Here is a 24,331-nt window from a genome sequence, read left to right on the forward strand (position 1 = left end):
GAGATCCGCTGGCTCCCCTCGTGAAGACGGCGCGCGGTCTCGACTACGGCGCCGGCCGGTCCCGTCGTACGGAGGACGAGGAGTGACGGGACCGGCCGCGCCCGCCCCTCAGAGGTCCTTTCACCATGCCCACCCGGGCCGCGCGGCCTGGCACCGCGCGCTCGCCGCGTTGCCGAAGAGTCCTAGTGGCTCCGCTGCGAGGGCTCTCCGGCGTCTTGCGATGCACGGCACCAGACCACGCGGCCTGATCGGGTGCTCATAGTGAAAGGACCCCTCAGGCCTTGCCGCCGCCGCTGGTGAACGGCGCGAAGGTGTGGCTGAAGTACCAGGTGTCCTGGGCGACGCCGGAGCAGGAGTTGGCGCCGGCCGTGCCCACGCAGCCACCGTTGTCGCGCTGGAGCGCCCAGAAGGAGAGCGTGTCGATGCCCCGGGCGACGGCCCAGTCCCTGACCTTGACGGCGTCCTGGGTGGTGAAGGTCTCCTCGGGGCCGTAGTCGTCGATGCCGGGCATCTCGGTGACGCCGACCATGCCCCACAGCTTCGCCGGGGTCTTCTTCGGATAGAGGGCGGCCAGTTGGCCGTACAGGCCGGTGGCGGCCGTCTCGGTGTCGGCGGCCATGTCGTGGGTGGCGCCGTCCCAGTAGTCGAAGGTCATGATGTTGACGACGTCCACCCGGGCGCCGTTGTCGACGGCGTTCCGCAGCAGGGCGACACCGCTGGGCGCGAGGCCGGTGGTGGTGGTCGGCAGGGTGTAGGAGAACTGCACGTCACGGCCGGTGCGTTCGGCCCAGCGCTGGACCTGGGCGATGGCCTTGTTGCGGCGGTCCACCCCGGCGGCGTTGTTGATGGAGTCGGCCTCGATGTCGAGGTCGATGCGGGTGACGCCGTAGGTCGTGACGAGGCTCTCGTAGACCTTGGCGATGGCGTCGACGCTGGTGCAGCTGTCGGCGAGTTCGGTGCCGGTGGTGTCGGCGCTGTAGCCGCCGAAGGACGGGACGGCGTTGCCGCCGCGCGCCTGGAGGGTGCGGATGTCGCTGCCGAAGGTGGCCTTGGAGACCGGCTGGGTGGTGTCGCCGTTCCAGTACGCGGTGCACGAGCCGGGCGCCTCCGTCTGGAGGAAGGCCAGGGTGAGGTACTTGTTGCCCGACTCGGCGGCCAGCTCGGCCGGGCTCTCCCCGGTCCACGCCTCGAAGTACGGGGCCGCCACATGGGCGGGCATGGGCCGGGCGAAGCCCGAGGTCGTCTGCTGTGCGGCGAGCGCGTCACCTCCCGCGAGGGCGGCGAGCCCGGCCGACAGGGCCGTGACGGTCATACAGGACAGCAGAGTGCGAAGGGGACGAGGTCGTCTCATTGACGCTCCCAACGAAGCCGCGGGTGAGAGGGGGGTGGGGGCGAACAGCGACCATAGTTGGACTAGACCAATCCATTGTCAAGGTTCTTTACAGTTGCCTGACCAAGTGGCAGGGCGCCCTGTTTCTGTCGTGGTGCCGTCAGGCGGGGCTCAGGCGCGGAAGCCGAGCATCCGGTGCAGGGTGTCGCCGCCCGGGGTGGTGGCCGGCTGGGCGGTGTCGGCGGTCGGGGCGTCCAGGCAGACGTGGAACGCGCGGGGGGTTCGAGGACCGCGAAGGTTCACGGCCATGCCGCAACGTTCGGGACGAGCGCGTACCCATGAAGATGGTTGGACCAAAACTTGACCCCACTGGAGCGTCGGCGTGAGTAACCCCAGCACCTCTCTGTTCGTCAAGATCTGTGGCCTGCGGACCGAACGGGACGTCGACGCTGCCGTGGAGGCGGGCGCGGACGCCATCGGGTTCGTCTTCGCGCACAGTCCGCGCCAGGTCGACGCGGCGACCGCCGCCCTGCTGGCCCGGCGCGTGCCGGAGCACGTCTTGACGGTCGGGGTCTTCCGCGGCCAGCCCCTGGACGAGGTACGGTCCCTGGCCACCGACTCCGGGATCCGGGCGGTCCAACTGCACGGCGCGGAGGACCGCGGCTACTACGACGACCTGACGAAGGGCGGCTGGACCCTCATCCGGGCCACGGCGTTCGGTGAACCCGCCGCGCGCTTCGGGGACCTGGGCGAGGACATGCTCCTCCTCGACGCCCCCGTGCCGGGCTCCGGCGTCGCCTGGGACTGGTCCGGCAGGCCCCTCGCCGCCCCCGGTGAGAAGTGGCTCCTCGCCGGCGGCCTCACCCCGGACAACGTACGGGACGCCGTCGACGCGGCCCGCCCGTGGGGCGTCGACGTGTCCAGCGGGGTGGAGATCAGCCGGGGCGTCAAGGACCCGGCGCTGATCGCGGAGTTCGTGGCGGCGGCCCGGGCCTGAGCTCACGAGCACCGCTCACCAGCCCGTCAGCACCAAGTGGTTGAGGAGCAGCGCCAGGACCGCCTGGGTGGCCAGCCAGACGCGGGGGCGGGTGAGGAACGCGCAGGCCGGGAGCAGCCACATCGCGAAGGGGAGCCAGATGCGTTCCGTCTCGGCCTTGCTCATGCCGGACAGGTCGGCGACCAGCAGGGCGAGCAGCGCGGCCCCCACCAGGAGGGAGAGCCGCCGGTCGGGGTCCGGCGACGGCCGGCGGGTGCCGTCGGGGCCTCGCCGGGTCAGTTCTACGGCGCCCCGGCGCAGCCCGGCCGCCGTCGCCAGGCCCGTGATGAGCACCGTGCAGGCGAGGTTGGCCCACACCCAGTAGCCGTAGGGGCGCACCCGGGCCGCGCCCTGGTAGTAGCGCTCGACCAGGAGGCGGTAGGCCTCCCACCAGTCGAACCCGGCGAGCGTGAACGCCACCGGCACCACGGCGAGTCCGGCGAGCAGCGCCGCGAGCAGGGGGAGCGGCTTGGGGCCCGCGCGGACCTCGCGCCGGCCCAGCAGCACCACGGCCGCGCCGATCAGCGCGAAGAGTGTCAGGCCGTAGGAGAGGTAGCAGGTCAGGCCGAACAGGAGACCGGAGGCTGCGGCGCACCAAGGGGACCGCCGGGTGACGGCCAGGGCGAGCAGGGCCACGGACCAGGAGGCGACGGCCGCGAAGTAGGCGTCGGCCGACGTGCCCATCCACACCGCGGCCGGGGCCAGCACCAGGAAGGGCGCCGCCCGTCGTGCCGGTCGCTCCCCGCACAGCGCCCGCACCGCCACCAGCACGGCCACGCACGCCGTCGCGCCGACGACGACGCACCACATCCCGGCCCAGCCGCCGCCCCGCAGCCCGATCCGGTCGAGCAGCACGAAGGTGAGCGTGGCCGCCGGCGGGTGACCGGCGATGTGGGCGGGCCAGTGGTCGGGGGAGCCGATGAGGATGTGGTGGGTGAAGTCCCGCAGGGCGGCCGGGATGTCGTGGAAGCGGTCGATGACCTGGAGGTACTCGTAGCGGGTGGTGAGCCGGCCCGCGATGCCGCGCCGCCAGCCGTCGATCAGGGCGAGGGAGAGGATCCAGACGGTGGCGGTGCCCCAGGCCGCCAAGAGCAGGCCGCGCCACGGTATGCGGGCGGCCAGGAGCGGGCCGTACGCGACGGTCGCCGCCGCCACCACGAGGGCCAGGGGGGTGCCCGGCCCCACGTGGGGGCCCCAGCGGCCGAGCAGCGGCGGCCAGCCGACGTACAAGGTGCCGTACGTGAACTGGAGGTGGCGGCCGATCAGCACGGCCGCCGTCACGAGCAGCGCGGCGGCCGTGACGGCGTACAGGTCATGGCGGAGGGGGCGGGTCACACGGGCACGCTAGGCCGCGAGGCGGCGGCCGGGGTCGTGCACACGGCGGACGTCAGCGTTTCGTCATGGGTCGCGCCCCCTGCGCCGGGCCCGTCCCGGCCTACGGTCGGCACATGCGCGACCACGCCCCACCGCTTCCCACCTCTCCCGGCTTCTGGCGCAGCCCCCTGCGCGGCACCTGGTTCACGGCCGTGCTCGGCCTCGTGCTGCTCGTCGGGATCACCGTGCTGTTCGTGACGGGACTCCTGTCGTACGCCGCCTACAACCCGAACCTGTCGCCGGTGAACGACAAGACGCCGGACAAGGGCGTCCTCGGCTTCTACCTCTTCGCGTGGCCGACCAGCCCCTCCTGGCTGTACCGGCTCACCCAGGGGGTGCACGTCACCCTCGGCATCACCCTGATCCCGGTGCTGCTGGCCAAGTTGTGGTCGGTGGTGCCCAGACTGTTCGCCCTGCCGCCGGCCCGCTCGCTCACCCACGCGCTGGAGCGGATCTCGCTGCTGCTGCTCGTCGGGGGCGTGCTGTTCGAGTTCGTGACCGGCGTCCTCAACATCCAGCTGGACTACGTCTTCCCGGGCTCCTTCTACCCGTTGCACTTCTACGGCGCCTGGGTGTTCTTCGCCGCGTTCGTCGTCCACGTCGCCCTGCGCCTGCCGACGGCCGTGCGCAACGTGCGGCGGATGCGGCAGGAGGGCGACCTGCTCGCCTCCCCGCGGCCCGACCCGCCGACCGTCTCGCGGCGCGGGGCGCTGTGGCTGGTCGGCGGTGGGTCGCTGCTGCTGTTCGCCACGAGTGCCGGCCGCAGTTTCGACGGGGTGGTGCGTGAGACCGCGCTGCTCACCCCGCACGGGGGAAGCGACCCGGGCAGCGGACCGGGCGGCTTCCAGATCAACAAGACGGCCCGTTACGCGGGCATCGACGCGGCGGAGACCGGCGAGGAGACGTGGCGGCTCGTCCTCACCGGACCCGCGGGCACGGTGCGACTCAGCCGCGCCGACCTCCTCCGGCTGCCCCTGCACAGCTCGTCGTTGCCGATCGCCTGCGTCGAGGGCTGGTCGACGTCCGACCAGTGGTGGCGCGGGGTGCGGCTGCGCGACCTCGCCGCGCTGGCCGGCCATCACGGGGACCCGCCGGACGTGTTCGTCGAGTCCCTCCAGCGGCACGGCGCCTTCCGGCACGCCGCCCTGCGCGCCAACCAGGTCGCCGACCCGCGCTCGCTGCTCGCCCTCCAGGTCAACGGCGAGGACCTCGGCCCCGACCACGGCTACCCGGCACGGGTCATCGTGCCCGCCGCGCCCGGGGTGCTGAACACCAAGTGGGTGGCCCGGATGACGTTCGGAGAACTGTGATGCGCCCCGATGCACGGCCCGCGGCACGTTCTGTTGCGGGGCTGCGGCCGCGGCTGCGGCGCGTGCTCGGCAGTCCCCTGCAACTCCTGCTGCTGCTCTGCTCGTTCGCCCTCGCCGCCTACGCGGGCGTACGGCTGCTCGACGGCGACCGGCTCGGGGTGGCGCTGTGGTTCGTGGGGGCGGCGCTGCTGCACGACCTGGTGCTGCTGCCGCTGTACGCGGCGGCCGACCGGGCGGTGGTCCGGGGGTTCGGCGCGGCCGGCCGCCGGGCGTGGGTCCCGTACGTGCGGGTACCGGCCGCCTTCTCGGGCCTGCTCCTGCTGGTGTGGTTCCCGCTGATCGGCGGCCGGGTGGACCGGCGCTACCGGCTGGGCACCGGACTGTCCGCGGACGTGTTCCTGGCCCGCTGGCTGCTGATCAGCGCCGTGCTCTTCGGCGGTTCGGCGCTGCTGCTGGCGCTACGGCTGCGCAGGGCGGCGAAGCGGCGACCGCCGGAGGCCCACTGATCGACGGGCCGCCAGCCCGAGCGGCTCGCGTACCGGAGCAGGGCCGGGGTGCCGAGTCGCGCCCACGGGAACGGGCTGCCGGCGCCCGGGCGGGGATCGAGGACGTCGACGACCTGTACCTCGGCACGTTCGTCGACGTCCGTCGCGGCGGTCTCGGCGATCAGCAGGCCGCCGGGGACGAGCAGCGCGGTCATCCGGTCCAGCAGGGCGCACGGGTCGCCGCCGATGCCGATGTTGCCGTCCATGAGCAGGGCGGTGGCCCACCGCCCTTCGCCGGGCAGCGGGTCGAAGACGGAGCGCCGCAGCGCCGGGCCGCCGAGCCGCGCGGTGTGGGCGACGGCGGCCTCGCTGACGTCGATGCCGAGCACCGTCCGTCCCCGGGCGGCGAGTTCGGCCACCAGCCGTCCCGGACCGCAGCCGACGTCGAGCACGGCGCCCTCGCACCGGTCGAGGACCGCCCGGTCGACCGGGTCGGCCCGGGCGCACCAGCGTTCCACCTCCAGCGGCAGCAGCCAGCCGTCGGCGCGGCGCAGGAACAGCGGGCCCCGGCCGTGGCGCAGGGCGCTGGAGTAGGGGTCGGACGCGGCCCAGGCGCCTGCCATGAGCGGGAGGGCGGTGGTCATCGGCTCGCCGCCGCCGCGCACAGGGCCAGCCGCGCGGCGAACCGGCCGCCGGGTGCCAGCGCGGCGACGGCCCGCGCGTCGGCGGCGGTGTCCACGTCCCGCAGCCGCGGCAGGTCCCGCACCCGCAGCCCCGCGGCGAGCAGCCGCTGCCGCTGTACGTCACCCGTCGCGGGCGTCGACATCGGCACGCCCCGCAGCAGCCCGGGGTCGGGTTCCGCGAGCCCCAGCGCCCAGAAGCCGCCGTCCTCCGCCGCGCCGAAGTACGCGTCGCACCCCGCGAAGTCGACGGTGAGCAGCTCCGGCGTCACCTGCGGGGTGTCCATGCCGATCAGCAGGACCGGCCCGTCGCATCCCGCGAAGGCGTCCGCGAGCCGCTCGTCGAGTCCCCCCGCGCACTGCGGTACGACGTCGAAGCCGGGCGGCAGCCAGGGCCCCGGCTCCCCGTCCAGCGCCAGCACCCGGCGGCGCGCGGGCGTCGCCGCCACCGTGTGCAGGGTGTCGGCGAGTGCGGCCGCCGCGAGCGCCGCCGCCTCCTGTGGGGTGTACGGCGGGGTGAGCCGGGTCTTGGCCCGGCCGGGCCGCGGCTCCTTGGCGATGACGACCAGTGTGGTCACCGTTCGATCCCTTCACGCGCGGGGGCTTCGTTGAGGACGCGGCTCATGTCCCGTACCGCCTGCCAGGTGCCGCGCCAGGTTCCCGTCACCTTCGATGCGCCGGTGCGGGGCAGGTACGGCACGTCGTGCTCGGTGATCCGCCAGCCGGCGTCGGCGGCCCGCACGACCATCTCCAGGGGGTAGCCGCTGCGCCGGTCGGTCAGGCCGAGGGCGAGCAGCGGCTCGCGCCGGGCGGCGCGCAGCGGGCCCAGGTCCCGCAGACGCAGACCGGTGCGGCGGCGCAGCAGCCGGGCGAGGGCGAGGTTGCCGGCCCGGGCGTGCGCGGGCCAGGCGCCCCGGCCACGCGCCCGCCTGCGTCCGAGCACCAGGTCGGCGGCGCCGGCGCGGACCTCCTGGACGAACGGCACCAGCAGCGCCGGGTCCAGGGAGGCGTCGCAGTCGCAGAAGCACACCACGTCGGCGGTGGCGGCGGTCAGCCCGGTGTGGCAGGCGGCGCCGAAGCCCCGGCGGGGCTCGTGGACGACGCGCGCGCCGAGGGCGCGGGCGATCTCCGCCGAGCCGTCGGTGGAGCCGTTGTCGACGACGAGGGCACGCCAGCCGGCCGGGATCCGTGCCAGCACCCAGGGCAGCGCCTCGGCCTCGTTCAGGCAGGGGAGTACGACATCTACATCCACGACATGTACATCCACGTCATCTACATCCACGTCCATGGTCACGGCCATCACCCTACGAACGCGAAACGGACATACCGGTCTTCGGCTCCTTACGAAACGCGGACGTCGAGGTGTGGGCGGCCTCCGGTGGCGGCACGGACGAGGGCGCGGTGCCAGGCTGGGCGTATGCAGCAGCAGCCGTACGAGTCCCCGCCCGCCGGGCCCCGGCCCCCGCTCGCGGGAGCCGCCCGGGTCCTGGTCGTCGACGACGATCCCACCGTCGCCGAGGTCGTCGCCGGATACCTCGACCGGGCCGGATACGTGGTGGACCGGGCCGACGACGGGCCGACGGCGCTCGCGCGGGCCGGCGCGCACCGGCCGGACCTGGTGGTGCTGGACCTGATGCTGCCCGGCATGGACGGCCTGGAGGTGTGCAGGCGGCTGCGGGGGCAGGGCCCGGTGCCGGTCATCATGCTCACCGCCCGCGGCGACGAGGACGACCGGATCATGGGCCTGGAGGTCGGCGCCGACGACTACGTCACCAAGCCCTTCAGTCCCCGCGAACTCGTCCTGCGCGTGGAGTCGGTCCTGCGCCGCACCCGGCCCGTCGCCGCACCGCACCCGCTGGGCGCGGCCGGTCTGGCCGTCGACCCCGCGGCCCGCCGCGCCACCAAGAACGGCGCCGAACTCGCCCTGACACTCCGTGAGTTCGACCTGCTGGCGTTCTTCCTGCGGCATCCGGGGCGGGCGTTCGGACGCGAGGACCTGATGCGTGAGGTGTGGGGCTGGGACTTCGGTGACCTGTCCACCGTCACCGTGCACGTGCGCCGGCTGCGCGGCAAGGTCGAGGACGATCCGGCCCGGCCCCGGCTGATCCAGACGGTGTGGGGCGTGGGCTACCGCTTCGACCCCGACGGCCAGGAGGTCGACTGACCATGCGGGACACCCTCCTCATCGCCCTGTTCGCCTTCCTCGGCGCCGCGGCCGCCGGGCTGCTGGGCGCGGGCACGCTGTGGCTGCTGCGCCGCCGCTCGCTCACCACGTCGCTCACCGTGGTCGCCGCGGTAGCGGTCACCGCGATGCTCGCGGGCACGCTGGCCGTGGCCCAGGCGATGTTCCTGTCCCGGCACGATCTGAGCGTCGTCACCACGGTCGTCGCGATGGCCGCGGTGGTCTCCCTGGTCACCGCCCTGCTCCTCGGCCGCTGGGTCGTCGCCCGCAGCCGCGAACTCGCCCGGGCCGCCCGCTCGTTCGGGGACGGTGGCGCGTTCACCGCGCCCGACGGCCCGACCACCGCCGAACTCGACGCGCTGACCCGTGAGTTGGCGGCGACCAGCGCCAGACTGGCGGAGTCGCGGGACCGCGAGCGGGCCCTGGAGGCCTCCCGGCGTGAGCTGGTCGCGTGGATCTCGCACGACCTGCGCACCCCGCTGGCCGGGCTGCGGGCCATGTCGGAGGCGCTGGAGGACGGCGTGGCCACCGATCCGGGCCGCTATCTCAGGCAGATCCGCACCGAGGTCGAACGCCTCAACGGCATGGTCGGCGACCTCTTCGAACTCTCCCGCATCCACGCCGGCACCCTGCCCCTGAGCTGCTCGCGGATCTCCCTCTACGACCTGATCGGCGACGCCCTCGCGGGCGCCGACCCGCTCGCCCGCGAGCACGGGGTCCGGCTGGTCGGCGACCGGGTGGCGGCGGTGCCGGTGGAGGTCGACGGCAAGGAGATGAGCCGGGTCCTGGGCAACCTCCTGGTCAACGCGATCCGGCGCACCCCCGCCGACGGCACGGTGGCGGTCGCCGCCGAGCGTTCCCCCGAGGGCGTGGTGGTGTCCGTGACGGACGGCTGCGGCGGCATCCCCGAGGACGACCTGCCGCGTGTCTTCGACACCGGCTGGCGCGGCAGCCACGCCCGCACACCCCCGGCCGGCGCGGGCCTCGGCCTCGCCATCGTGCGCGGCATCGTGGAGGCCCACCAGGGCCGCGCCACCGTACGCAACATCCCCGGCGGCTGCCGCTTCGAGGTGACGCTGCCGGCGGTGCTGTAGGGCCCGCCGGGCGAGGTGCTCCTGCGGTTCATCCCTCCGACGCGAACTCCCGCATGCCCTCCGCGAAGGACACCTCCGGCTTCCAGTCCAGGTCGGTGCGGAGGCGGGTGGAGTCGGCGGTGATGTGGCGGACGTCGCCGAGGCGGTACTCGCCGGTGACGACGGGCTCGGGGCCACCGCAGGCGGCGGCGAGGGCGCGGGCCAGTTCGCCGACGGTGTGCGGTTCGCCGCTGCCGGTGTTGTACGCGGTGAGGGCGCCCGTGGGCGGACACGCCTGGAGCGCGGCGAGGTTCGCCGCGGCCACGTCCCGTACGTGCACGAAGTCCCGCCGCTGGCGGCCGTCCTCGAAGACACGCGGGGCCTCGCCCCGGGCCAGCGCCGAGCGGAAGAAGGAGGCGACGCCGGCGTAGGGGGTGTCGCGGGGCATCCGCGGGCCGTAGACGTTGTGGTAGCGCAGCGACACCGCCGTACCGCCCGTCGAGCGGGCCCACGCGGCGGCGAGGTGCTCCTGGGCGAGCTTGGTCGTGGCGTACACGTTGCGGGGGTCGGCGGGGGCGTCCTCGCCCACCAGGCCCGGCGCCAGTTCACCGCCGCAGACAGGGCAGCGGGGCTCGAACCGCCCGGCCGCGAGGTCACCGGCCTCCCTCGGTCCGGGCCGCGCCGGCCCGTGCTCCCGGCACGTGTACCGCCCCTCCCCGTACACGACCATCGACCCGGCCAGCACGAGACGCCGTACCCCCGCCCCGGCCATCGCCGCGAGCAGCACCGCCGTGCCGAGGTCGTTGCGCGAGACGTACTCCGCCGCGTCCGCGACCCCGTCGCCGAGACCGACCATCGCCGCCTGGTGGCACACGGCGTCGACGCCGTCGAGCGCGCGGGCGACCGCCCACGGGTCGCGCACGTCGGCGCCGCGATCCTCCCGTACGTCGTACACGACCGCCTCGTGGCCACGCGCCCGAAGCGCGTCCACGACATGGGACCCGATGAACCCGGCACCGCCGGTGACCAGCACACGCATACGGCCACGCTAGGTCCGCCCCGGCGCCGGTTCCCGTGACCCGCCGGGCACGTCACCACTCCGTAAGCTCTCAGGCGGGCCGCGTGCGTGCGGCCAGCAGGGTGACGTCGTCCTCGGCGGGGCCGTACAACAGGCGGGCGAGGACGGTTTCGAGGACGTCCTCCAGGGCCGCGTCCACATCCAGGCGGAGATCGGTCAGGCGCCGCAGCGAGGCGTCGATGTCCGCCCCGCGCTGTTCCACCAGGCCGTCCGTGTACAGCAGGAGCACGTCCCCGGGCGGCAGGGGCACCGTCACCGCCTCGTGCCCGCCCAGGTCGGTCCCCAACGGGGGGCCCGCGGCGACGGGTACGAGTTCGGCGGAGGCCTCGCGGTGCAGCAGGGCCGGCGGAGGATGACCCGCGCTGGAAAGGGTGCAGGTCCCGGACTCCGGGTCGATGAGGGCGAGCAGGCAGGTGGCCGCCCGGTCGACCCCGATGCTCGCCACCCGGTGGTCCGCCTGTGCCAGGATCCGGTCGACCGGGCTGCCGGAAGCGGCCAACGTGCGCAGCAGCGACCGGTACTGGCTCATGGCGACCGCCGCCGTGAAGCCGTGGCCCATCACGTCCCCCATGACCTGGAGGGTGCGGCCCCCCGGCAGGGCGATGGAGTCGCACCAGTCCCCGCCGACGAGGGCGCGCCGTCCCGCCGGCAGATAGCGGCAGGCCACTTCGAGGTCGGGATGCGGGCTGCCCGGCTCGGACATCAGCGCACGCTGCAACTCCAGCGCCATGGTGTGCTCGAAGGTGTACCGGCGGGCGTTGTCGATGGCGACGGCGGCCCGGGTGGCCAGGTCCTGCGCCACGATCACGTCCTCGTCCGTGAAGGGCGCCGAGTCGCCGGCCCTGAACAGGTAGACGACGCCGATCGGATGACCTTTCGTCGGCAGCGGCACGAGAAGCATGGAGTGGATCTCCGCGGTGCGGAACACCTCCAGGTTGAAGTGCGTCTGCACCACCTTGAGCAGGACGTCGTCCGTCATGAGGTTGCCGACCCAGGGGCGGCCGGTGTCCATGCAGCGCCGCGTGTGGGAGTCGCGCGGGACGTCGAAGTAGTCGCCCGCCTTGGCGATCAGCCCCAGTCGGCGGGCGATGCCGTCGCCTCCCGCGAACGCCGTGATGCGCAGGCGCAGCAGACTGGGAGCGGGCGGCGGCGCGTCCTCCGCCTCGTCCTCCAGCGTCCACACGGACGACATGTCGGCCAGGGACGGCACGACGAAGTGGGCCAGCTCGGCACAGGTCCCCTCGACGTGGAGGGTCGTACCGATCCGGGTGGCGGCCGTGTCCAGCAGTGCCAGTCGCTGGTGCGCCCTCTCCAGGTCGTCCATGTACTGCCGCAGCCCGCTCACCTCGACGGCGACGCCGCACAGACCGAGCAACCGCCCCTCGTGCTCCAGGCGGTGGTAGACGGCGCTCCACTGCCGGTGGGTGAAGGGTGAGCTGTCCTCCGTCGTGCCGGTGAGCGAAAGCGCCCTGGGACGACCGTCGTTGAGGACCATGCGCAGGATCTCGTCGGAGCGGTGGATCCGCGGCAGCACCTCGGCCATGGTCCGCCCGTGGAACGCCGAGGGCTCCACCCCGCTCATCCGGGCCATGGCGGCGTTGACGTACCGGTAGCGCAACCGCTCGTCCATCACGGACACGGCGGCCGGCGTGCCGTCCAGGATGCTCCGCAGGACCCGGTACTCACGGGCCTGCTCGACCACGTCGTCGGGCGCGTCCGACAGGGCGGACAGCAATACGTTCTCGGCGCCCGAGAAGAGCCACCCGGGGGGAGGCCGGTCAACGTCCACGCCGATCCTCCTCAGCCGCACCTTGACGAGGCCTTCCTCGCTCCAGTCTGGCCCGGTGGGCCGGATCCCGCACCCGGGACGCCCGGTGCGGGAGACGGGGCGGGAGACGGCGAGGCGCCGGGCTGTGGCGGGCCCGGCGCCTCGCGTTCTGGAGGGGGTCAGCGGCGCAGGGCGCCGATGCGGTCCACGCGGTCGCTGACGCCGTTGCGGAGTTCGCCCAGCGTCGTGCCGGAGGGGGCCACCTTGGGCGTGGAGGACGGCGGCTGGGTCTCGTCCGCGCAGGTCGTGCCGCGGGCCGGGACCTTCAGGTCGACCAGGTAGCTCGTGATCGCGTCCGTCGCGCACACACTGCGGTTGAGGGCGGTGTGCCCCTCGGCCTCGAAGGTGAGCAGACGGCCGTGGTCGAGCTCGTGGGACAGCGCCACGGCGTCCTGGTACGGGGTGTCCGGGTCACCGGTGTTGCCGATGACGAGGATCGGCGCCGAGCCCTTCGCGCGGTAGGAACCCTCGTAGCGGCTGGGGTGCTCCCCGGTCCACTGCGCGCAGGCCGTGGCGTGCTGGTGGTCGTAGGTCGGAGGACCGTAGGCCATCGCAGGGCCCAGCAGCGGTGCCAGCCTGGCGTTCTTGGTGACCTGCCGCTTCAGCAGGGCCGGGTTCTTCGGGTAGTCCTTGTCGACGCACTCGACCACGACGTTCGGGTTGAGGAAGTCGAAGCTGGCCGGGGACGGCGGCCGCAGCAGGAAGGACGTGTTGTCGCGCTGCTGCGCCTTGCGCAGGGCCTCGCCGAAGGAGGGCCAGATGACCTTGCCCGAGTTGATGTTGAACATCAGGCGGTAGACGAGGGTGTAGCCGTTGGCCTGGCCGCCGCCCGCCGTCGGCACCGGGTTGGCGTCGAGGTCGGCCTTGAGCTTCTCGAACGCGCCGCGCGGATCGCCGTCCCCGAACCCGCAGGTCGCCTGGTCGGCCTTGCACCAGTCCAGGAAGCGGCTCATCGCGCCGTCCAGGGCCAGGTACTGGGGCCGGTCGTACTTGTACGGCTGGTAGGAGTAGTGCTTCGGGTCGTACGCCCCGTCCAGCGCCAGGGCACGCACCCGGTCCGGGAACATGGAGGCGTAGACGGTGCCGATGTAGGAGCCGAACGACCGGCCGTAGTAGGTGAGTTGGTCCTCACCGAGCGCCTGGCGCAGCAGGTCGATGTCGCGGGCGACGTACTGCGTGCCCACGTACGGCGCCAGGTCGCCCGCGCGGTCCTGGCAGGCCTGGTCGAAGGCGGCGGCCTGTTTCACGGCCGGCTCGTAGGCGTCCGGGCCGGGGACGCCCTTGGCCGCGGTGACGGCCTGCGTGTACGTCGGGTCGTCCCAGCACTCGACCTGGGAGCTGCGCCCGACGCCGCGTACGTCGTAGCCGAAGACGTCGAAGGAGTCGCGCAGGGCGGTCGGCAGGTCCGCGTAGTTGCCGCGGACGAAGTCCACCCCGGAGTTGCCGGGACCGCCCGGCTGGAGGAAGAGGGTGCCCTTCTTCTTCGACTGGTCGGCGGCCTTCTTGCGTATCACCGCGAGGGTGATGGTCTTGCCCTGCGGATCGCGGTAGTCCAGCGGCACCTCGGCGTTCGCGCACTCGAAGCCGCCCTGGCAGTCCGACCACGCCAGGGTCGGCACGGGCGGTGCGTCGGGTGGTGTCGGCTGGGTCGCGTGGGCGGCCAGCGCCCCCGATCCGGCGATGGCGAGCGCGGTCACCGCGGCCACGCTGATCCGCAGAGGCGTGAAGCGTCTGCGTGCTCTGGAGCCGGGTCTCCCGGCGCGGTCCTGCGTTATCACTAGGTGTTGTCCCCTCGGGTCGACGTGCAGCCAAGACCCCCGTCTTGAAGCTGAGTTCGGGGGAATCTAGCCCGATCCGAAGGTAAACGGCATCAGGGGAGCCGTTGTATGAGTCCCTTTACTCGATCTCTCCAATACCCGGCGGTAGTTCGCGCGCCCGTCACCTCGGGCTCCCGCCGCGCGGCGTAGCCTCGACGACATCCTGGCCAACCGCCCCTCGAGGCATGCCGGACGCCCCCACCGACTTCCGAAGGACCAACGAACGTGTCGTCGAAGAAGAGCCGTCTGCGAGTTGCCTTCCTGGCCGTTGTCGTGGCGCTCACCGGCCTCGCGGCCGCGGGCCCCGCCGCGGCGGCCACGCACCGGGCACCCACGGCTCGGCAACAGCAGACGCCCGCCATACCCACCGACTTCGTGGATCTGCCCGCGAGCCCGCTTCCCGCGGCGGGTACCGGTGCGCACGAGTTCACCGTCACCTACCGCAACGACTCCCCGGCGGACCGGACGGTCGCCCCGCAGCTCCTGGTGGAGTCCCCGGACGCGGGCCCCTTCCTGAAGCCGTCCGACATCAGGCTGGAGCGGCGCACCGCCGACGGCTGCTGGGAGGTGGTGCAGGTCGGCACCCAGACCGGCACGCTGTACACCGATCTCCAGGCCGCCCGCCGCACCCTGCCCGCCGGCGGCACCCTGACCCAGGTGTACCGCCTGACCGTCGTCGACCCCCGGGCGCAGGGGACGGTGCACCCGAGGGTCGCGCTCTACGAGTCGGCCCAGGGCCTGCCCTAGCCGCCCACGTACCAGCTGAAGCCGCCGTTGCTGGTGGCGATGGCGAGGAGGACGAACCAGAGAACCACGTCGATGATGCCGAGGACGATGCCGGCCTTCGCCATGCCGCCGCCGTTGCGTGCCCCGGCCTGGCGCCGGGCGACGGCGCCGAAGATGATGGCCAGCGGGCCCAGCACGATGTTCAGGAGGAAAAGCCCGACGATGCCGCAGACCAGGCTCGCGATCGCCATGCCGTTGGTGCGCGATCCGGACGCGGCCGAGGAACTGCCATAACTCGCCATGGAAGACTCCCAGTTGACGTAGGTGTGGACCGAACGCCCACACGTTCTTTGCCTTTCCGTCACACGCCGGGTGCCCCGCCGGGGCGTTCTCATGTCATGGCATCGTCGACCGCCGCCGGGGCCACCGCTGCCGCCGGGCCGCACCCCGGCCTCCGTCGGCGGCGGCCCCGGCGGCATCGGACGTGCTCACGGCACCCGCGGGCCGGATCCGTCGCGTGCCACCGCATCACGTCGGCCCGCTCCCGCTCGGTCTGCAGGGACGGTACGGTAAGACCGTGACAAATGGCGCAACTCCGAAGAAACACGGAGTGTGATGCCATGCCCCGCCGACGTACCGCTTCGCCCACCGACACCGAAGACCTGCTGCGCACCCTCGGCGACCTGACCGGTCAGATACTGGACCGGATCAAGTTCCAGCAGGCCCGGGTGGAGCTGGCTGCCGCGCTGCAGCGCCAGGTCCTCGCCGCCGAGCTGCCGGCCCCGCCCTGCCTGCGGGTGGCGGGGCGGTACGCGCCCGCGCGGGCCGGACTGGACATCGGGGGCGACTGGTACGACGGCTTCGCCATGGCGGACGGCACGGTGGGGTTCGTGATCGGCGACGTGCAGGGCCACGACGTCGAGGCGGCGGCGCTCATGGGGCAGGTCCGCACCTGTCTGCGGGCCGTCGCGACCGCCACCACGAACCCTGCCGAGGTGCTCCGGCGCACCAACGACCTGCTGGTCACCATGGACCCCGGACTCTTCGTGACCTGCTCGTTCCTGCGCTTCGACCCGACGACCGGTGAGCTCGCCCACGCCCGCGCCGGGCACGTCCCCGCCGTCTGGGCCAGGGCCGACGGCCGGTGCGACGTCGTGCTGGAGGACAACGGTCTGCCCCTGGGCGTCCAGGCCGGCGAGCGCTACGCGACGATCCGCCGGGCGCTGACCGGCATGGGCGCGTTCGTGCTGGTCACCGATGGGGTGGTGGAAGGCCCCGGCTACCCGATCGAGGAAGGGCTCGCGCAGGTGGCCGAGGTGGTCGCGGGCGGCTGCCGGACCGACCCCGACGAGCTCGCCGCGCAGATCATCAAGGTCGCCGACCTCACCGGTCACAACGACGACGCCGCCGTCCTCGTCCTGCGGTACGACGGGCCGCGGGAGCGGCTGGAGCGCGGGGAGTGAGCGGCATGCGCCGGGCGGCGGTGAACCATGGCGCACGGTGAACGGCTGCCGCCGTACCTCAGCGAGGGCCTTCGGCTGGCCGCCGTCGCCGCCGCCTACTACGTCAGCGCCAGGCTCGGCCTTGAGCAGCAGCTGGTGCGGGGGCAGGTCACGCCGGTCTGGCCGCCCACCGGCATCGCCCTGGTCGCCCTGATGCTGTGGGGCCTTCGGATGTGGCCGGGCATCGCGCTCGGGGCGTTCCTGGTGAACCTGACGCTCGGGCCGTCGATCCTCCCGGTACTCGCCATCACGATCGGCAACACGATCGGGCCGGTCTGCGCCTGTCTCCTCCTGTGGCGGGTGGGCTTCCGTACGGATCTCGGCCGGTTGCAGGACGCCCTGGCCCTGGTCTTCCTCGGGGCCCTGGGCGGGATGCTGATCAGCGCGACGATCGGCACCGGGGCCCTGGTCGCCTCCGACGCGCTGAGCGGCGACGACTTCTGGCCGACCTGGTCGGTGTGGTGGACGGGGGACGCGATGGGGGTGCTGGTCGTGGCGCCCTTGCTGCTGGTCGCGCGCACCGTCCGATGGCCCCGTGGGGTGTCCGTGCTGCGGTGGGCCGAGGCGGTGGCTCTGCTGGGCGGCACGGCGGCGGTCACCGCGGTCGCCACCCGGAGCGACCTCAACCTGCTCTTCCTCGTCGGTCCCTTCCTGATCTGGGCGGCCTTCCGCTTCCAGCTGGCCGGGGCCGCGCCGTGCGTGTTGATCGCGTCCGTCATCGCGATCTCCGCGGGGGCCGGCGGCGCCGGACCGTTCGCCGGGCGCGACCTCCTGGCCAAGATGGTCATCCTCCAGGCCTTCAACGGCACCGTCTCACTGACGGCTCTGCTGTTGTCGGCGGTCGTCACCGAGCGGGACCGGACCCTGGGGGAGATCGAGGAGGTCTGCGACCGTCTGACCGAAGCGCTGACCCGTCTCACCCACGGTGAGCCGCTCGACCCCGGGAGAACTCCCGGGCCGAGGGAACGCGACCGTGGGAAGTAGGTGAGCCGGGCCGTGCCGGGTCAGCCTTCCTGGCCGCTGATGTTGACCATCCACGGGACGCCGTAGCGGTCCGTGCACATGCCGAACACATCGCCCCACATCTGCTTGTCGAGCGGCACCGAGACCGAACCGCCCGCGGACAGCTTCTCCCACCAGCCGCGCAGCTCGGCGTCGTCGTCGCCGCTGAGGCTCACGGCGAAGTTGCTGCCGGGGCTGTACTCCATTCCGGGCGGGGTGTCGGCGCCCATCAGCGTGAAGCCGCTCGGGGTCTCGAGCATGCCGTGCATGATCTTGTGAGCCTCGGGGGCGTCCGGCTGTCCGAAGTCGCCGAAGGTGTTGAGCGTCAGGGTGCCGCCGAAGACCTCCTTGTAGAGCTCCAGTGCCTGCCGGGCGTCGCCGTCGAAGCTGAGGTACGGGTTGAGACGCGAGGGCATGAGAACCTCCAGTGCGTGGAATGGGGCGATAAGGGGATGAATGGCCAATATCGCGAAGGCTAGTCGCGGGCGCCGAGGGTGGCACCTCGGCTCCGGCTCACCTCCGGGACGCCTCCGCCAGCGTGTGCGCGACGAGGGCGTTGGCGTGCCCGTGCCCGAGGCCGTGCTCCGACTTGAGCAGGTCGACGAGCTCCATGTGTCGGGCCGGCAGCGCGGCGCGGATGAGCTCCTGCCACTCCGAAACCGGGCGGCCGTACGTCTTCTCGATGGCGGGGAAGTAGCTCGCGGGGCCCTTCACGGCGGCGGTCATCGCAGCGGTCTCCGGTCTGTGGTGTCGATGTTGTCGGAGGTGTGACCGGGGGCTGCGCGAGAACTCATCGAGATGAGAATGTGACCCGTGTCACTGGGGTGAGAGAAGGTCCGCATGCCCGAACTGCCCGACGTCGAGGGATTCCGGAAGGTGCTCGTGTCCTGCGCGCGGGGCAGGGTCGTCCGGGAGGTCGACGTGCGCGACGCGGGCGTCCTGCACGGGGTGAGCGCACGGCGGCTGCGCCAGGCGCTGGAGGGCCGGCGTTTCACCGAGCCGGAGCGGCACGGGAAGTGGCTGCTCGCCCGCACCGGCGGCCCCACCCTCGTGCTCCACTTCGGGATGACCGGCCGGCTGGTCTGCGCACGCCCCGACGACGACTACGAAGTCCACGACCGCGTCCTGTTCACGGTGGGCGCCGCCCGTCAGCTCCGCTACCGCGACCAGCGCAAGCTCCAGGGCTCTGGCTCGCCGAAGACGAATCGGCCGTCGAGCGGCTGCTGGGACGCCAGGGGCCCGACGCGCTGGCCTTGGACCGCGCGGGGTTCGAGGCCGTGCTCTCCGACCGCCGGGGCAGCCTGAAGTCCGCTCTCACGGACCAGTCCGTCCTGGCCGGACTCGGCAACCTGCTGGCCGACGAGATCCTGTGGCGCGCCGGCCTGCGCCCCGCCGGCCGGGCGAACGATCTCACCGAGACCGACCGCCGCCGCCTCTACACGGAGATGCGCCGCACCCTGCGGTCCGCGGTCACCGCCGGCTGCGTCCCCCCGCGCGACTCCTGGCTCACCGGCCACCGCGACGACCCCGTCCCGGTCTGCCCGCGCTGCGGCACCCACCTGCGCCGCTCCCGCCTGGCGGGCCGAGGGACGGTGTGGTGCCCGCGGTGCCAGGGGGGCGGCGGGGGCTGAACGTCGGCGCCGGCCGGGCCGGGTTCGGCCCGCCGGGGGCACACCGGGGTACGCCGGGGTGGCCACGCCCGGGGTGGTCGACCCGCTGCTGTGCCGCGACGCGGATCAGCCGGGCGTCAGGACGACTGCCTGGCCGCCCGCCGCCGCCATGACCACCTCCAGGGTGGTCGCCGACGTCACCGACTGGGTGCTGACCACGACCGGAGTGCGGTACGGGCTGCTGCCCGGAGCCCCGTCGGCGTAGACCGTCGCGGTGTAGGTGGTGTCGTCCGTCAGGAACGTGAGCGGGAGGGACAGCGTCCGGGCCGTCTCGTTGGTCATCGCGCCGAGGTACCAGGTGGAGCCGCTCCGCCGGGCGACCGCCACGTACTCGCCGATCGATCCGGCCAGGGTCCTGCTCTCGTCCCAGGTGGTGGGGACGGCGTTGAACCAGGGCAGCCCGGGCCAGCCGGCCGGGTTGGCGTACTTGGAAGGCTTGTCGTACCAGAAGAGGAAGTTGAGCGGCTGGTAGTAGACGGCGGCCATGGCCATCTGGTGCACGTTGGTCGTCTTGTCGCGGGACTGGCCGTAGCAGATGGTGTAGTCGAGGGGGCCGCCGATGTTGCGGGCGAAGGGCAGCGTCACGTTGTGGGTGGCCGTGGGGAACTGCTCGTTGCCGCGGACGCCTTCGAGGCTGATCCAGTTCGGGTAGGTGCGCTCGTAGCCGAACGGCCGGACGTCGTCGTGCATGTCGATCAGCAGCTGGTAGCGTCGGGGGTGGAGAACTCGGGGCCGTACCAGCCGGCGTCGTACTCGATGTACTGCAGGCCACGGGCCACGGCGAAGTCGACGCCCTGGATGCCGGCGTCGGTGGTGAGTTCGCAGCGGAAGACCTTGCCGGGCTTGATCCACGAGGTGTCGTCGAGGGCGTTCGCCGGGGCCAGGTTGAGCACCAGCTCGGCGTTGTCGACCAGCTCGGCGTGAGTGGCGCCGATGACCACCGCCCGCCACGGCGTCGCGAACGGGGTGGTGACCGTAGTGGTCGTCGCGACCGGGCCGGTGCCGCGGGCGGTGTGCTCCATCAGGAAGGCGGAGAGCGTGTTGGGCTCCCCGGGGACCGAGCTGAGCATCAGGCGCGGGAAGCCGACCCGGGAGGACTCGCAGACGCAGGCGATCAGCTCACCCGGGAGGGAGGCGGTCAGCGGGAGGTCGGTGAGGGGGCCGTTGTCCGTGCCGGCGGTGCCGGTGACGGGGATCGCGCCCGGGGCGACCGGGTTGTAGGCGTCCTCGTCGCGGGCGCTGTAGACGGTGGTGTCGTCGGGGAAGACGAACGTCGTCAGCTCGTCGGAGAGGGTGGCGGTGCCCTCGTCGAGCAGGACGTAGCGCAGCGCGACGCCGGTCCGGTAGGCGCGGATCTGGACGCCGAAGCGGATGCCCGAGGCGGTGTCCCGGAGGGTCCAGCACTGCTCCTGGTAGTGGTCGGTGACGGTCGCGTTGCGCCCGTACACCGGTGACCAGGTGTTGTGGACCGTGCGGAGCCGGCTCCCGGCCACCGTGACGTCACCGCCGAGGACGGTCCCGTCGCTCAGCCCGAGGCCCAGGGTGGAGGTGTCGATCACGGTCCGGCCGCCCCGCGCGACGGACCACCGCAGCGCGCCCTCGACCACCGACACGGTGATGGCGTTGCCGCCCATGCGCGCGGTCACGCTCTGCGGGGGCCTCGCCTCCGCCGCGAACGCCGGCCGTGTGAAGCCGAGCCCCGCCGCCATCCCCGCGGTCACGGCCGCGCCCTTGAGCACACCCCGGCGGGACAGCGCCGGCTCTTCCTGGTCTCCTGCGGTTCTCATGGTGCAGTCTCCGTACGGAAGTCGGGTAGTAACCGCTTACTGTCCGGGGAACGTACGCGCCGGGGAAGTGCCGGTCAATACGCGCGGCACGGGAAGCCCGTAAAACCTTTGGATCGTGGAGAGCTCAGGCGGCGATGACCTGCGTTTATGCCGGTCGGTGGGAAGTGCCCCCGGGTCGGGGCCCGTTGCCCGCCGTTGCGGTCGCGGCGCGCCGACCGTGCCGCTGCGGCCCGCCGCGGAGCGTTTCTGCTAGAAACCGGTTGTTACGCGGGGTCAGTCGGCGTCAGGGAGGGCGAGCCACTCCTTCCAGGAGAGGTCGCGGCCGATGACGCGGGGCGTACGGAAGGGCCAGACCTCGGCGATCCACCGGGGGACGAGCGCGTCCAGCTGCCGTTCGAGGTCGGTGCCGACCTGCTCGTCCACGACCCACCAGGAGATCTCGGCGTCGGCGCCGGCCTTCTGCGGCGGGTCGATGTACACACAGCCGAGCAGGGCCGTTTCGGCGTCGTCGAACAGGGCGTAGTTGAAGGACTTGTGCTCCTCGATCTCCCGTTCGTGGTGCGCCAGGTCCTCACGGTCCTGTTCGTACGTCATCGTGGCGGGCGGCCAGCCCCACGCCTCCCCGTAGATCGACCAAAGCCGATCGCGGGAGCCCATGACGGCCGGATGGTCGAGGTCGGTGTCGGAGGCGGCGATGGGCCGCAGGTGATGTGCGCCGCCCACGGGCACGCGGACGGGATGGACGAAGTCAGCGGGAAGCCAGGTCATGAGCGGCGAGGCTAACGGCCGTCGAGCCTCCCCGGCCAACGCTTTGTCGCCGGCGGGAACTTGTTCACGGGCGGGCGGCTCTCGCGGGTGGGCGCCTGTTCGCGGGCGGGCGGCTCTCGCGGGTGGGCGCCTGTTCGCGGGTGGGCGCCTTGTCGCTCTCGGATCCTTCTCACGGGTGGTTGCCTGTTCGGGCGTGGGCGCCTGTTCACTGCGCCTGTTCACGTCAGCCGCATCCTGACCGCGCTGGACGTCACCAACCGTGTCCAGGCCGCGCTGCTGGCGAGGGACGCGGGCCTCACCGGCTGACCGGTGCCCCGCTGATTCCCTCACCGTTGGGGAGCCGCCTCGCCCGCCTCCGGGGCGGGTACCGGCGTCGGGGACCCGTTCGCCCCCGCCGTGGCCAGCTGCCAGATCCGTGCCGCCGTGTCCTCCGCGAAGTCGGTCGGCGACGGCTTGTTCGGCAGCTGGGCGGGCACGGTCGTGTTCTTCTTCTTACCGGGCCGGTCGACGAAGAGGACGACCGTCAGGGCGAGCCGGTAATCCAGCCCCGTCGACCACACGGTCCGGCGGGTGATCCCGCCGCCGGCCCCGGCCGTGAAGAACGTCTGCCCCGGGTCCGGGACGGCGGTGGCACCGGCGGCCGGCCACGCCAAGTGGTTCTACCAGGACGCGAGGCCCGGCGCCGTCCTCTCGGTCACCGGCACGAGATCCTGACCGTCCCTTTCCCCTTCTCCTTCCTCGCTCCTCGTCGCGAGCGGAACCCCGGACGCCTGTTCGACATCAAGCAGGTGGGCGGGTGTGCCGCACGGACGACTTGGGGGCGACACGGTGGACAGGCGGATCAGGGGAGCGGCGCTGGCCTGTGCCCTTCTCACGGCGGGACTCGCGACGGGCTGCACGGCCGACTCCTCGAAGGACGCGCGTCCCGCCGCGCCGTCCCGCTCCGCGTCGGCCACGCCGACCACCCGTGGTGACGCGGCGCCACGCGCGGACGTCGGGGCCGCCTACCGCAAGTGGGGCCTCACACCACTGGCCGCCCCGCCCGCGCCGCCCGCCACCAAGCCGGTGCGGCTCCGGGCCGGCGCGGGTCAGGTGCCGGTGATAAACGAGATACCCACCAAGGAGAAGATCGTCTTCCTCACCTTCGACGACGGGGCGGAGAAGGACCCGGAGTTCGTGAGGATGATGCGGGAGCTGAAGATCCCCTTCACGATGTTCCTGACGGACGCCGCCATCCGTTCCGACTACGGCTACTTCAAGAAGCTCCAGGCCCTCGGCGACGGCGTCCAGAACCACACGCTGACCCACCCGAACCTCCGCACCCTGGACGCGTCCGCCCAGAAGCGGGAGATCTGCGGCCAGCAGACCAAGCTGAAGGATCGATACGGCACCGCACCGCGGCTGTTCCGCCCGCCGTACGGCAACTGGAACGAGAACACCCGCGCGGCGGCGGCGTCCTGCGGTATCGAGGCGATCGTGCTGTGGCGCGAGTCCATGCAGATCAAGAACATGCAGTACCAGTCACCCGGCAAGAAGCTCCACCCCGGCGACATCATCCTGGCCCACTTCCGCGGCCCCGCCGAGCTCAAGGGCACGACGATGACGGGGATGACGGCGAACCTCCTGCGCCACATCCAGCAACAGGGCTTCACCGTCGCCCGCCTGGAGGACTACCTGTAGGGGCGGTCCGGCCCACGGATAGGGTGGGCGCCGTGGAGCTCCTGCACCTGCGCTATTTCGTCGCCGTTGCCCAAGAACTCAACTTCACCACCGCGGCCCGCAAGCTGCACATGGCGGCGTCCCCGCTGAGCCGGAGAATCAAGGACCTCGAGCAGGAACTCGGACACCGGCTGTTCGACCGCGACACCCACCACGTGAAGCTCACGCCGGCCGGCAGCGCGCTGCTCCCGATCGCGCGCGGTGTCCTGGAGCGGGTCGACTCCATCCGGTGGCGGCTGGACGAGGCGACCCGGCCCCGGCGAACCACCGTGCTGCTCGGTGTGCCCAGCGGCATCCACCCGGACCTGCGGGAACGGATGGACGCCCTGGCCGAGCGGGTCGGCGACCGGTTCGAGATCAAACGCTGGCCGGGCGGTACCGAGCGTCTGGTCGACGCGGTCTGCGACGGCAGGCTGGCGCTGACCCTGGCCCGGCTCCCGGTCGGCGGCGACCCCGCCCTGGAACAACTGCCGGTGATGTCGGAGCGGCTCGGCGCGGTCGTGCCCGGGGACCGGTTCGCGGGGCGGGATTCGGTCGCCCTGGCGGAACTCTCCGAACTCGCCTACGCGGGCTCCCCTTCGGCCGTGACCAACGCGTACTTCCGCGGGCTCGACCAGCAGCTGTACGAGCTCGGCATCAGGAAACGTATCGAACTGGGCAGCGCCACATTCGACGGAGTTTCCGAAATAGTGTCCGGCGGTCTCGCATTCTCTATTTCCATGCTCGATTCACGCAGTCCCATGCACAATTACCTTCTCGGTAACGTGGCCGTCCTTCCTTTCTCGGATTTCCAACCCCGTCTGGAAACCGGGCTGCTGTGGCGCAAGGACCGGGCGAACGGCGGTGACCTGGAAGAACTTGTCGCCGCTGCTCGCGAGGTCTTCGCCGAGCCGCTCCACGCATAAGCTTCACCGACGCTTCACAAAGCGGTATGACCACTGCGGTCATACCGCTTTTCGTTATT

At 72.5% G+C, this 24,331-nt stretch carries 25 protein-coding genes and 2 pseudogenes; 11 read left to right on the top strand and 16 right to left on the bottom strand.

Annotation, left to right across the window (positions count from 1 at the left end; all coding sequences use genetic code 11):
• Positions 1-274 precede the first annotated feature (274 nt).
• Positions 275-1,312, bottom strand: a complete 1,038-nt coding sequence (locus tag IG99_RS17850; RefSeq protein WP_234311873.1) for a chitinase — start codon at positions 1,310-1,312, stop codon at positions 275-277.
• Between the two features lie 189 nt (positions 1,313-1,501).
• Positions 1,502-1,639 (bottom strand): hypothetical protein, encoded by a 138-nt coding sequence (locus tag IG99_RS48760; protein ID WP_158973196.1) that lies wholly within the window; start codon positions 1,637-1,639, stop codon positions 1,502-1,504.
• Positions 1,640-1,712: 73 nt separating this feature from the next.
• On the opposite strand from IG99_RS48760, the gene IG99_RS17855 reads away from it, so the two are divergent.
• Entirely contained in the window at positions 1,713-2,327 is a 615-nt protein-coding gene (locus tag IG99_RS17855) for a phosphoribosylanthranilate isomerase (RefSeq protein ID WP_037675077.1), read from the top strand.
• Between the two features lie 15 nt (positions 2,328-2,342).
• On the opposite strand, the gene IG99_RS17860 is transcribed toward IG99_RS17855, so the two are convergent.
• Positions 2,343-3,701 carry a glycosyltransferase family 39 protein gene (locus IG99_RS17860; protein ID WP_037675079.1) on the bottom strand — a complete coding sequence of 453 codons (1,359 nt, stop codon included), beginning with the start codon at positions 3,699-3,701 and terminating at the stop codon, positions 2,343-2,345.
• A 113-nt stretch (positions 3,702-3,814) separates the two neighbouring features.
• Here IG99_RS17860 and IG99_RS17865 point away from each other — a divergent pair, with 113 nt between their 5' ends.
• Entirely contained in the window at positions 3,815-5,050 is a 1,236-nt protein-coding gene (locus IG99_RS17865) for a molybdopterin-dependent oxidoreductase (protein ID WP_037675081.1), read from the top strand.
• A 361-nt stretch (positions 5,051-5,411) separates the two neighbouring features.
• Here IG99_RS17865 and IG99_RS51665 read toward each other — a convergent pair whose 3' ends face one another.
• The 3 genes from IG99_RS51665 to IG99_RS17880 are packed head-to-tail and all read right to left on the bottom strand — an operon-like array spanning position 5,412 to position 7,503.
• Complete coding sequence (locus IG99_RS51665) at positions 5,412-6,179, bottom strand: class I SAM-dependent methyltransferase (protein WP_037675219.1); 768 nt, start codon at positions 6,177-6,179, stop codon at positions 5,412-5,414.
• A complete protein-coding gene (locus IG99_RS17875; protein ID WP_037675084.1) occupies positions 6,176-6,793 on the bottom strand; it encodes a TIGR04282 family arsenosugar biosynthesis glycosyltransferase in 618 nt (205 codons plus the stop codon). Before IG99_RS17875 ends, IG99_RS51665 begins: the two co-directional genes overlap by 4 nt.
• On the bottom strand, positions 6,790-7,503 hold the full coding sequence (locus IG99_RS17880) for a glycosyltransferase family 2 protein (protein ID WP_051865523.1): 714 nt from the start codon (positions 7,501-7,503) through the stop codon (positions 6,790-6,792). Before IG99_RS17880 ends, IG99_RS17875 begins: the two co-directional genes overlap by 4 nt.
• A 129-nt stretch (positions 7,504-7,632) precedes the next feature.
• On the opposite strand from IG99_RS17880, the gene IG99_RS17885 reads away from it, so the two are divergent.
• Together IG99_RS17885 and IG99_RS17890 are read left to right on the top strand one after the other, a co-directional pair.
• Positions 7,633-8,379 (top strand): response regulator transcription factor, encoded by a 747-nt coding sequence (locus tag IG99_RS17885; protein ID WP_037675086.1) that lies wholly within the window; start codon positions 7,633-7,635, stop codon positions 8,377-8,379.
• 2 nt (positions 8,380-8,381) lie between these two features.
• On the top strand, positions 8,382-9,491 hold the full coding sequence (locus tag IG99_RS17890) for a sensor histidine kinase (RefSeq protein ID WP_037675088.1): 1,110 nt from the start codon (positions 8,382-8,384) through the stop codon (positions 9,489-9,491).
• A 28-nt stretch (positions 9,492-9,519) separates the two neighbouring features.
• Here IG99_RS17890 and IG99_RS17895 read toward each other — a convergent pair whose 3' ends face one another.
• From IG99_RS17895 to IG99_RS17905, 3 genes are all read right to left on the bottom strand, one after another.
• The gene (locus IG99_RS17895) at positions 9,520-10,509 is read right to left on the bottom strand and encodes an NAD-dependent epimerase/dehydratase family protein (RefSeq protein WP_037675090.1); all 990 of its coding nucleotides are present in this window, start codon (positions 10,507-10,509) and stop codon (positions 9,520-9,522) included.
• Positions 10,510-10,579: 70 nt separating this feature from the next.
• On the bottom strand, positions 10,580-12,337 hold the full coding sequence (locus IG99_RS17900) for a SpoIIE family protein phosphatase (protein WP_078947768.1): 1,758 nt from the start codon (positions 12,335-12,337) through the stop codon (positions 10,580-10,582).
• A gap of 158 nt (positions 12,338-12,495) precedes the next feature.
• Positions 12,496-14,073 (bottom strand): alpha/beta hydrolase, encoded by a 1,578-nt coding sequence (locus IG99_RS17905; RefSeq protein ID WP_199815542.1) that lies wholly within the window; start codon positions 14,071-14,073, stop codon positions 12,496-12,498.
• Positions 14,074-14,418: 345 nt separating this feature from the next.
• On the opposite strand from IG99_RS17905, the gene IG99_RS17910 reads away from it, so the two are divergent.
• Positions 14,419-14,940 (top strand): hypothetical protein, encoded by a 522-nt coding sequence (locus IG99_RS17910; protein ID WP_037675091.1) that lies wholly within the window; start codon positions 14,419-14,421, stop codon positions 14,938-14,940.
• Here the strand turns inward: IG99_RS17910 and IG99_RS17915 are convergent.
• On the bottom strand, positions 14,937-15,221 hold the full coding sequence (locus tag IG99_RS17915; RefSeq protein WP_037675093.1) for a DUF4190 domain-containing protein: 285 nt from the start codon (positions 15,219-15,221) through the stop codon (positions 14,937-14,939). The genes IG99_RS17910 and IG99_RS17915 overlap by 4 nt on opposite strands.
• Positions 15,222-15,539: 318 nt before the next feature.
• On the opposite strand from IG99_RS17915, the gene IG99_RS17920 reads away from it, so the two are divergent.
• Positions 15,540-16,382, top strand: coding sequence for a PP2C family protein-serine/threonine phosphatase (locus IG99_RS17920; RefSeq protein WP_037675094.1), 843 nt, complete (start codon positions 15,540-15,542; stop codon positions 16,380-16,382).
• A gap of 27 nt (positions 16,383-16,409) precedes the next feature.
• The gene (locus IG99_RS17925; RefSeq protein ID WP_037675096.1) at positions 16,410-17,405 is read left to right on the top strand and encodes an MASE1 domain-containing protein; all 996 of its coding nucleotides are present in this window, start codon (positions 16,410-16,412) and stop codon (positions 17,403-17,405) included.
• A gap of 20 nt (positions 17,406-17,425) precedes the next feature.
• On the opposite strand, the gene IG99_RS17930 is transcribed toward IG99_RS17925, so the two are convergent.
• Both IG99_RS17930 and IG99_RS17935 read right to left on the bottom strand, forming a co-directional pair.
• Entirely contained in the window at positions 17,426-17,839 is a 414-nt protein-coding gene (locus IG99_RS17930) for a VOC family protein (protein ID WP_037675098.1), read from the bottom strand.
• A 97-nt stretch (positions 17,840-17,936) separates the two neighbouring features.
• Positions 17,937-18,149, bottom strand: a complete 213-nt coding sequence (locus IG99_RS17935; protein ID WP_037675100.1) for a DUF4287 domain-containing protein — start codon at positions 18,147-18,149, stop codon at positions 17,937-17,939.
• Between the two features lie 114 nt (positions 18,150-18,263).
• Here IG99_RS17935 and IG99_RS17940 point away from each other — a divergent pair.
• A pseudogene (locus IG99_RS17940) lies at positions 18,264-19,054 on the top strand (Fpg/Nei family DNA glycosylase).
• A gap of 105 nt (positions 19,055-19,159) precedes the next feature.
• Here the strand turns inward: IG99_RS17940 and IG99_RS50325 are convergent.
• The 3 genes from IG99_RS50325 to IG99_RS17955 form a co-directional block, all read right to left on the bottom strand.
• A complete protein-coding gene (locus IG99_RS50325; protein ID WP_037675102.1) occupies positions 19,160-19,783 on the bottom strand; it encodes a glycoside hydrolase family 97 C-terminal domain-containing protein in 624 nt (207 codons plus the stop codon).
• A 5-nt stretch (positions 19,784-19,788) separates the two neighbouring features.
• Positions 19,789-20,880, bottom strand: a complete 1,092-nt coding sequence (locus tag IG99_RS50330) for a glycoside hydrolase family 97 N-terminal domain-containing protein (RefSeq protein WP_234311875.1) — start codon at positions 20,878-20,880, stop codon at positions 19,789-19,791.
• A 273-nt stretch (positions 20,881-21,153) separates the two neighbouring features.
• Positions 21,154-21,648 carry a GNAT family N-acetyltransferase gene (locus IG99_RS17955; protein WP_037675105.1) on the bottom strand — a complete coding sequence of 165 codons (495 nt, stop codon included), beginning with the start codon at positions 21,646-21,648 and terminating at the stop codon, positions 21,154-21,156.
• 207 nt (positions 21,649-21,855) lie between these two features.
• On the opposite strand from IG99_RS17955, the pseudogene IG99_RS50335 reads away from it, so the two are divergent.
• Positions 21,856-21,954: pseudogene (locus tag IG99_RS50335) on the top strand (DNA-binding response regulator); the annotation flags it as partial.
• Positions 21,955-21,974: 20 nt separating this feature from the next.
• Here the strand turns inward: IG99_RS50335 and IG99_RS17960 are convergent.
• Positions 21,975-22,301, bottom strand: coding sequence for a hypothetical protein (locus IG99_RS17960; RefSeq protein WP_037675106.1), 327 nt, complete (start codon positions 22,299-22,301; stop codon positions 21,975-21,977).
• A 145-nt stretch (positions 22,302-22,446) separates the two neighbouring features.
• On the opposite strand from IG99_RS17960, the gene IG99_RS17965 reads away from it, so the two are divergent.
• Together IG99_RS17965 and IG99_RS17970 are read left to right on the top strand one after the other, a co-directional pair.
• Positions 22,447-23,328, top strand: coding sequence for a polysaccharide deacetylase family protein (locus IG99_RS17965; RefSeq protein ID WP_394298031.1), 882 nt, complete (start codon positions 22,447-22,449; stop codon positions 23,326-23,328).
• A 32-nt stretch (positions 23,329-23,360) separates the two neighbouring features.
• Positions 23,361-24,272, top strand: a complete 912-nt coding sequence (locus IG99_RS17970; protein ID WP_037675226.1) for a LysR family transcriptional regulator — start codon at positions 23,361-23,363, stop codon at positions 24,270-24,272.
• Positions 24,273-24,331: the final 59 nt, after the last annotated feature.

The organism is Streptomyces griseus subsp. griseus (genome assembly GCF_000720255.1).
In the GTDB taxonomy this organism is placed as follows: Bacteria; Actinomycetota; Actinomycetes; order Streptomycetales; family Streptomycetaceae; genus Streptomyces; species Streptomyces griseus_I.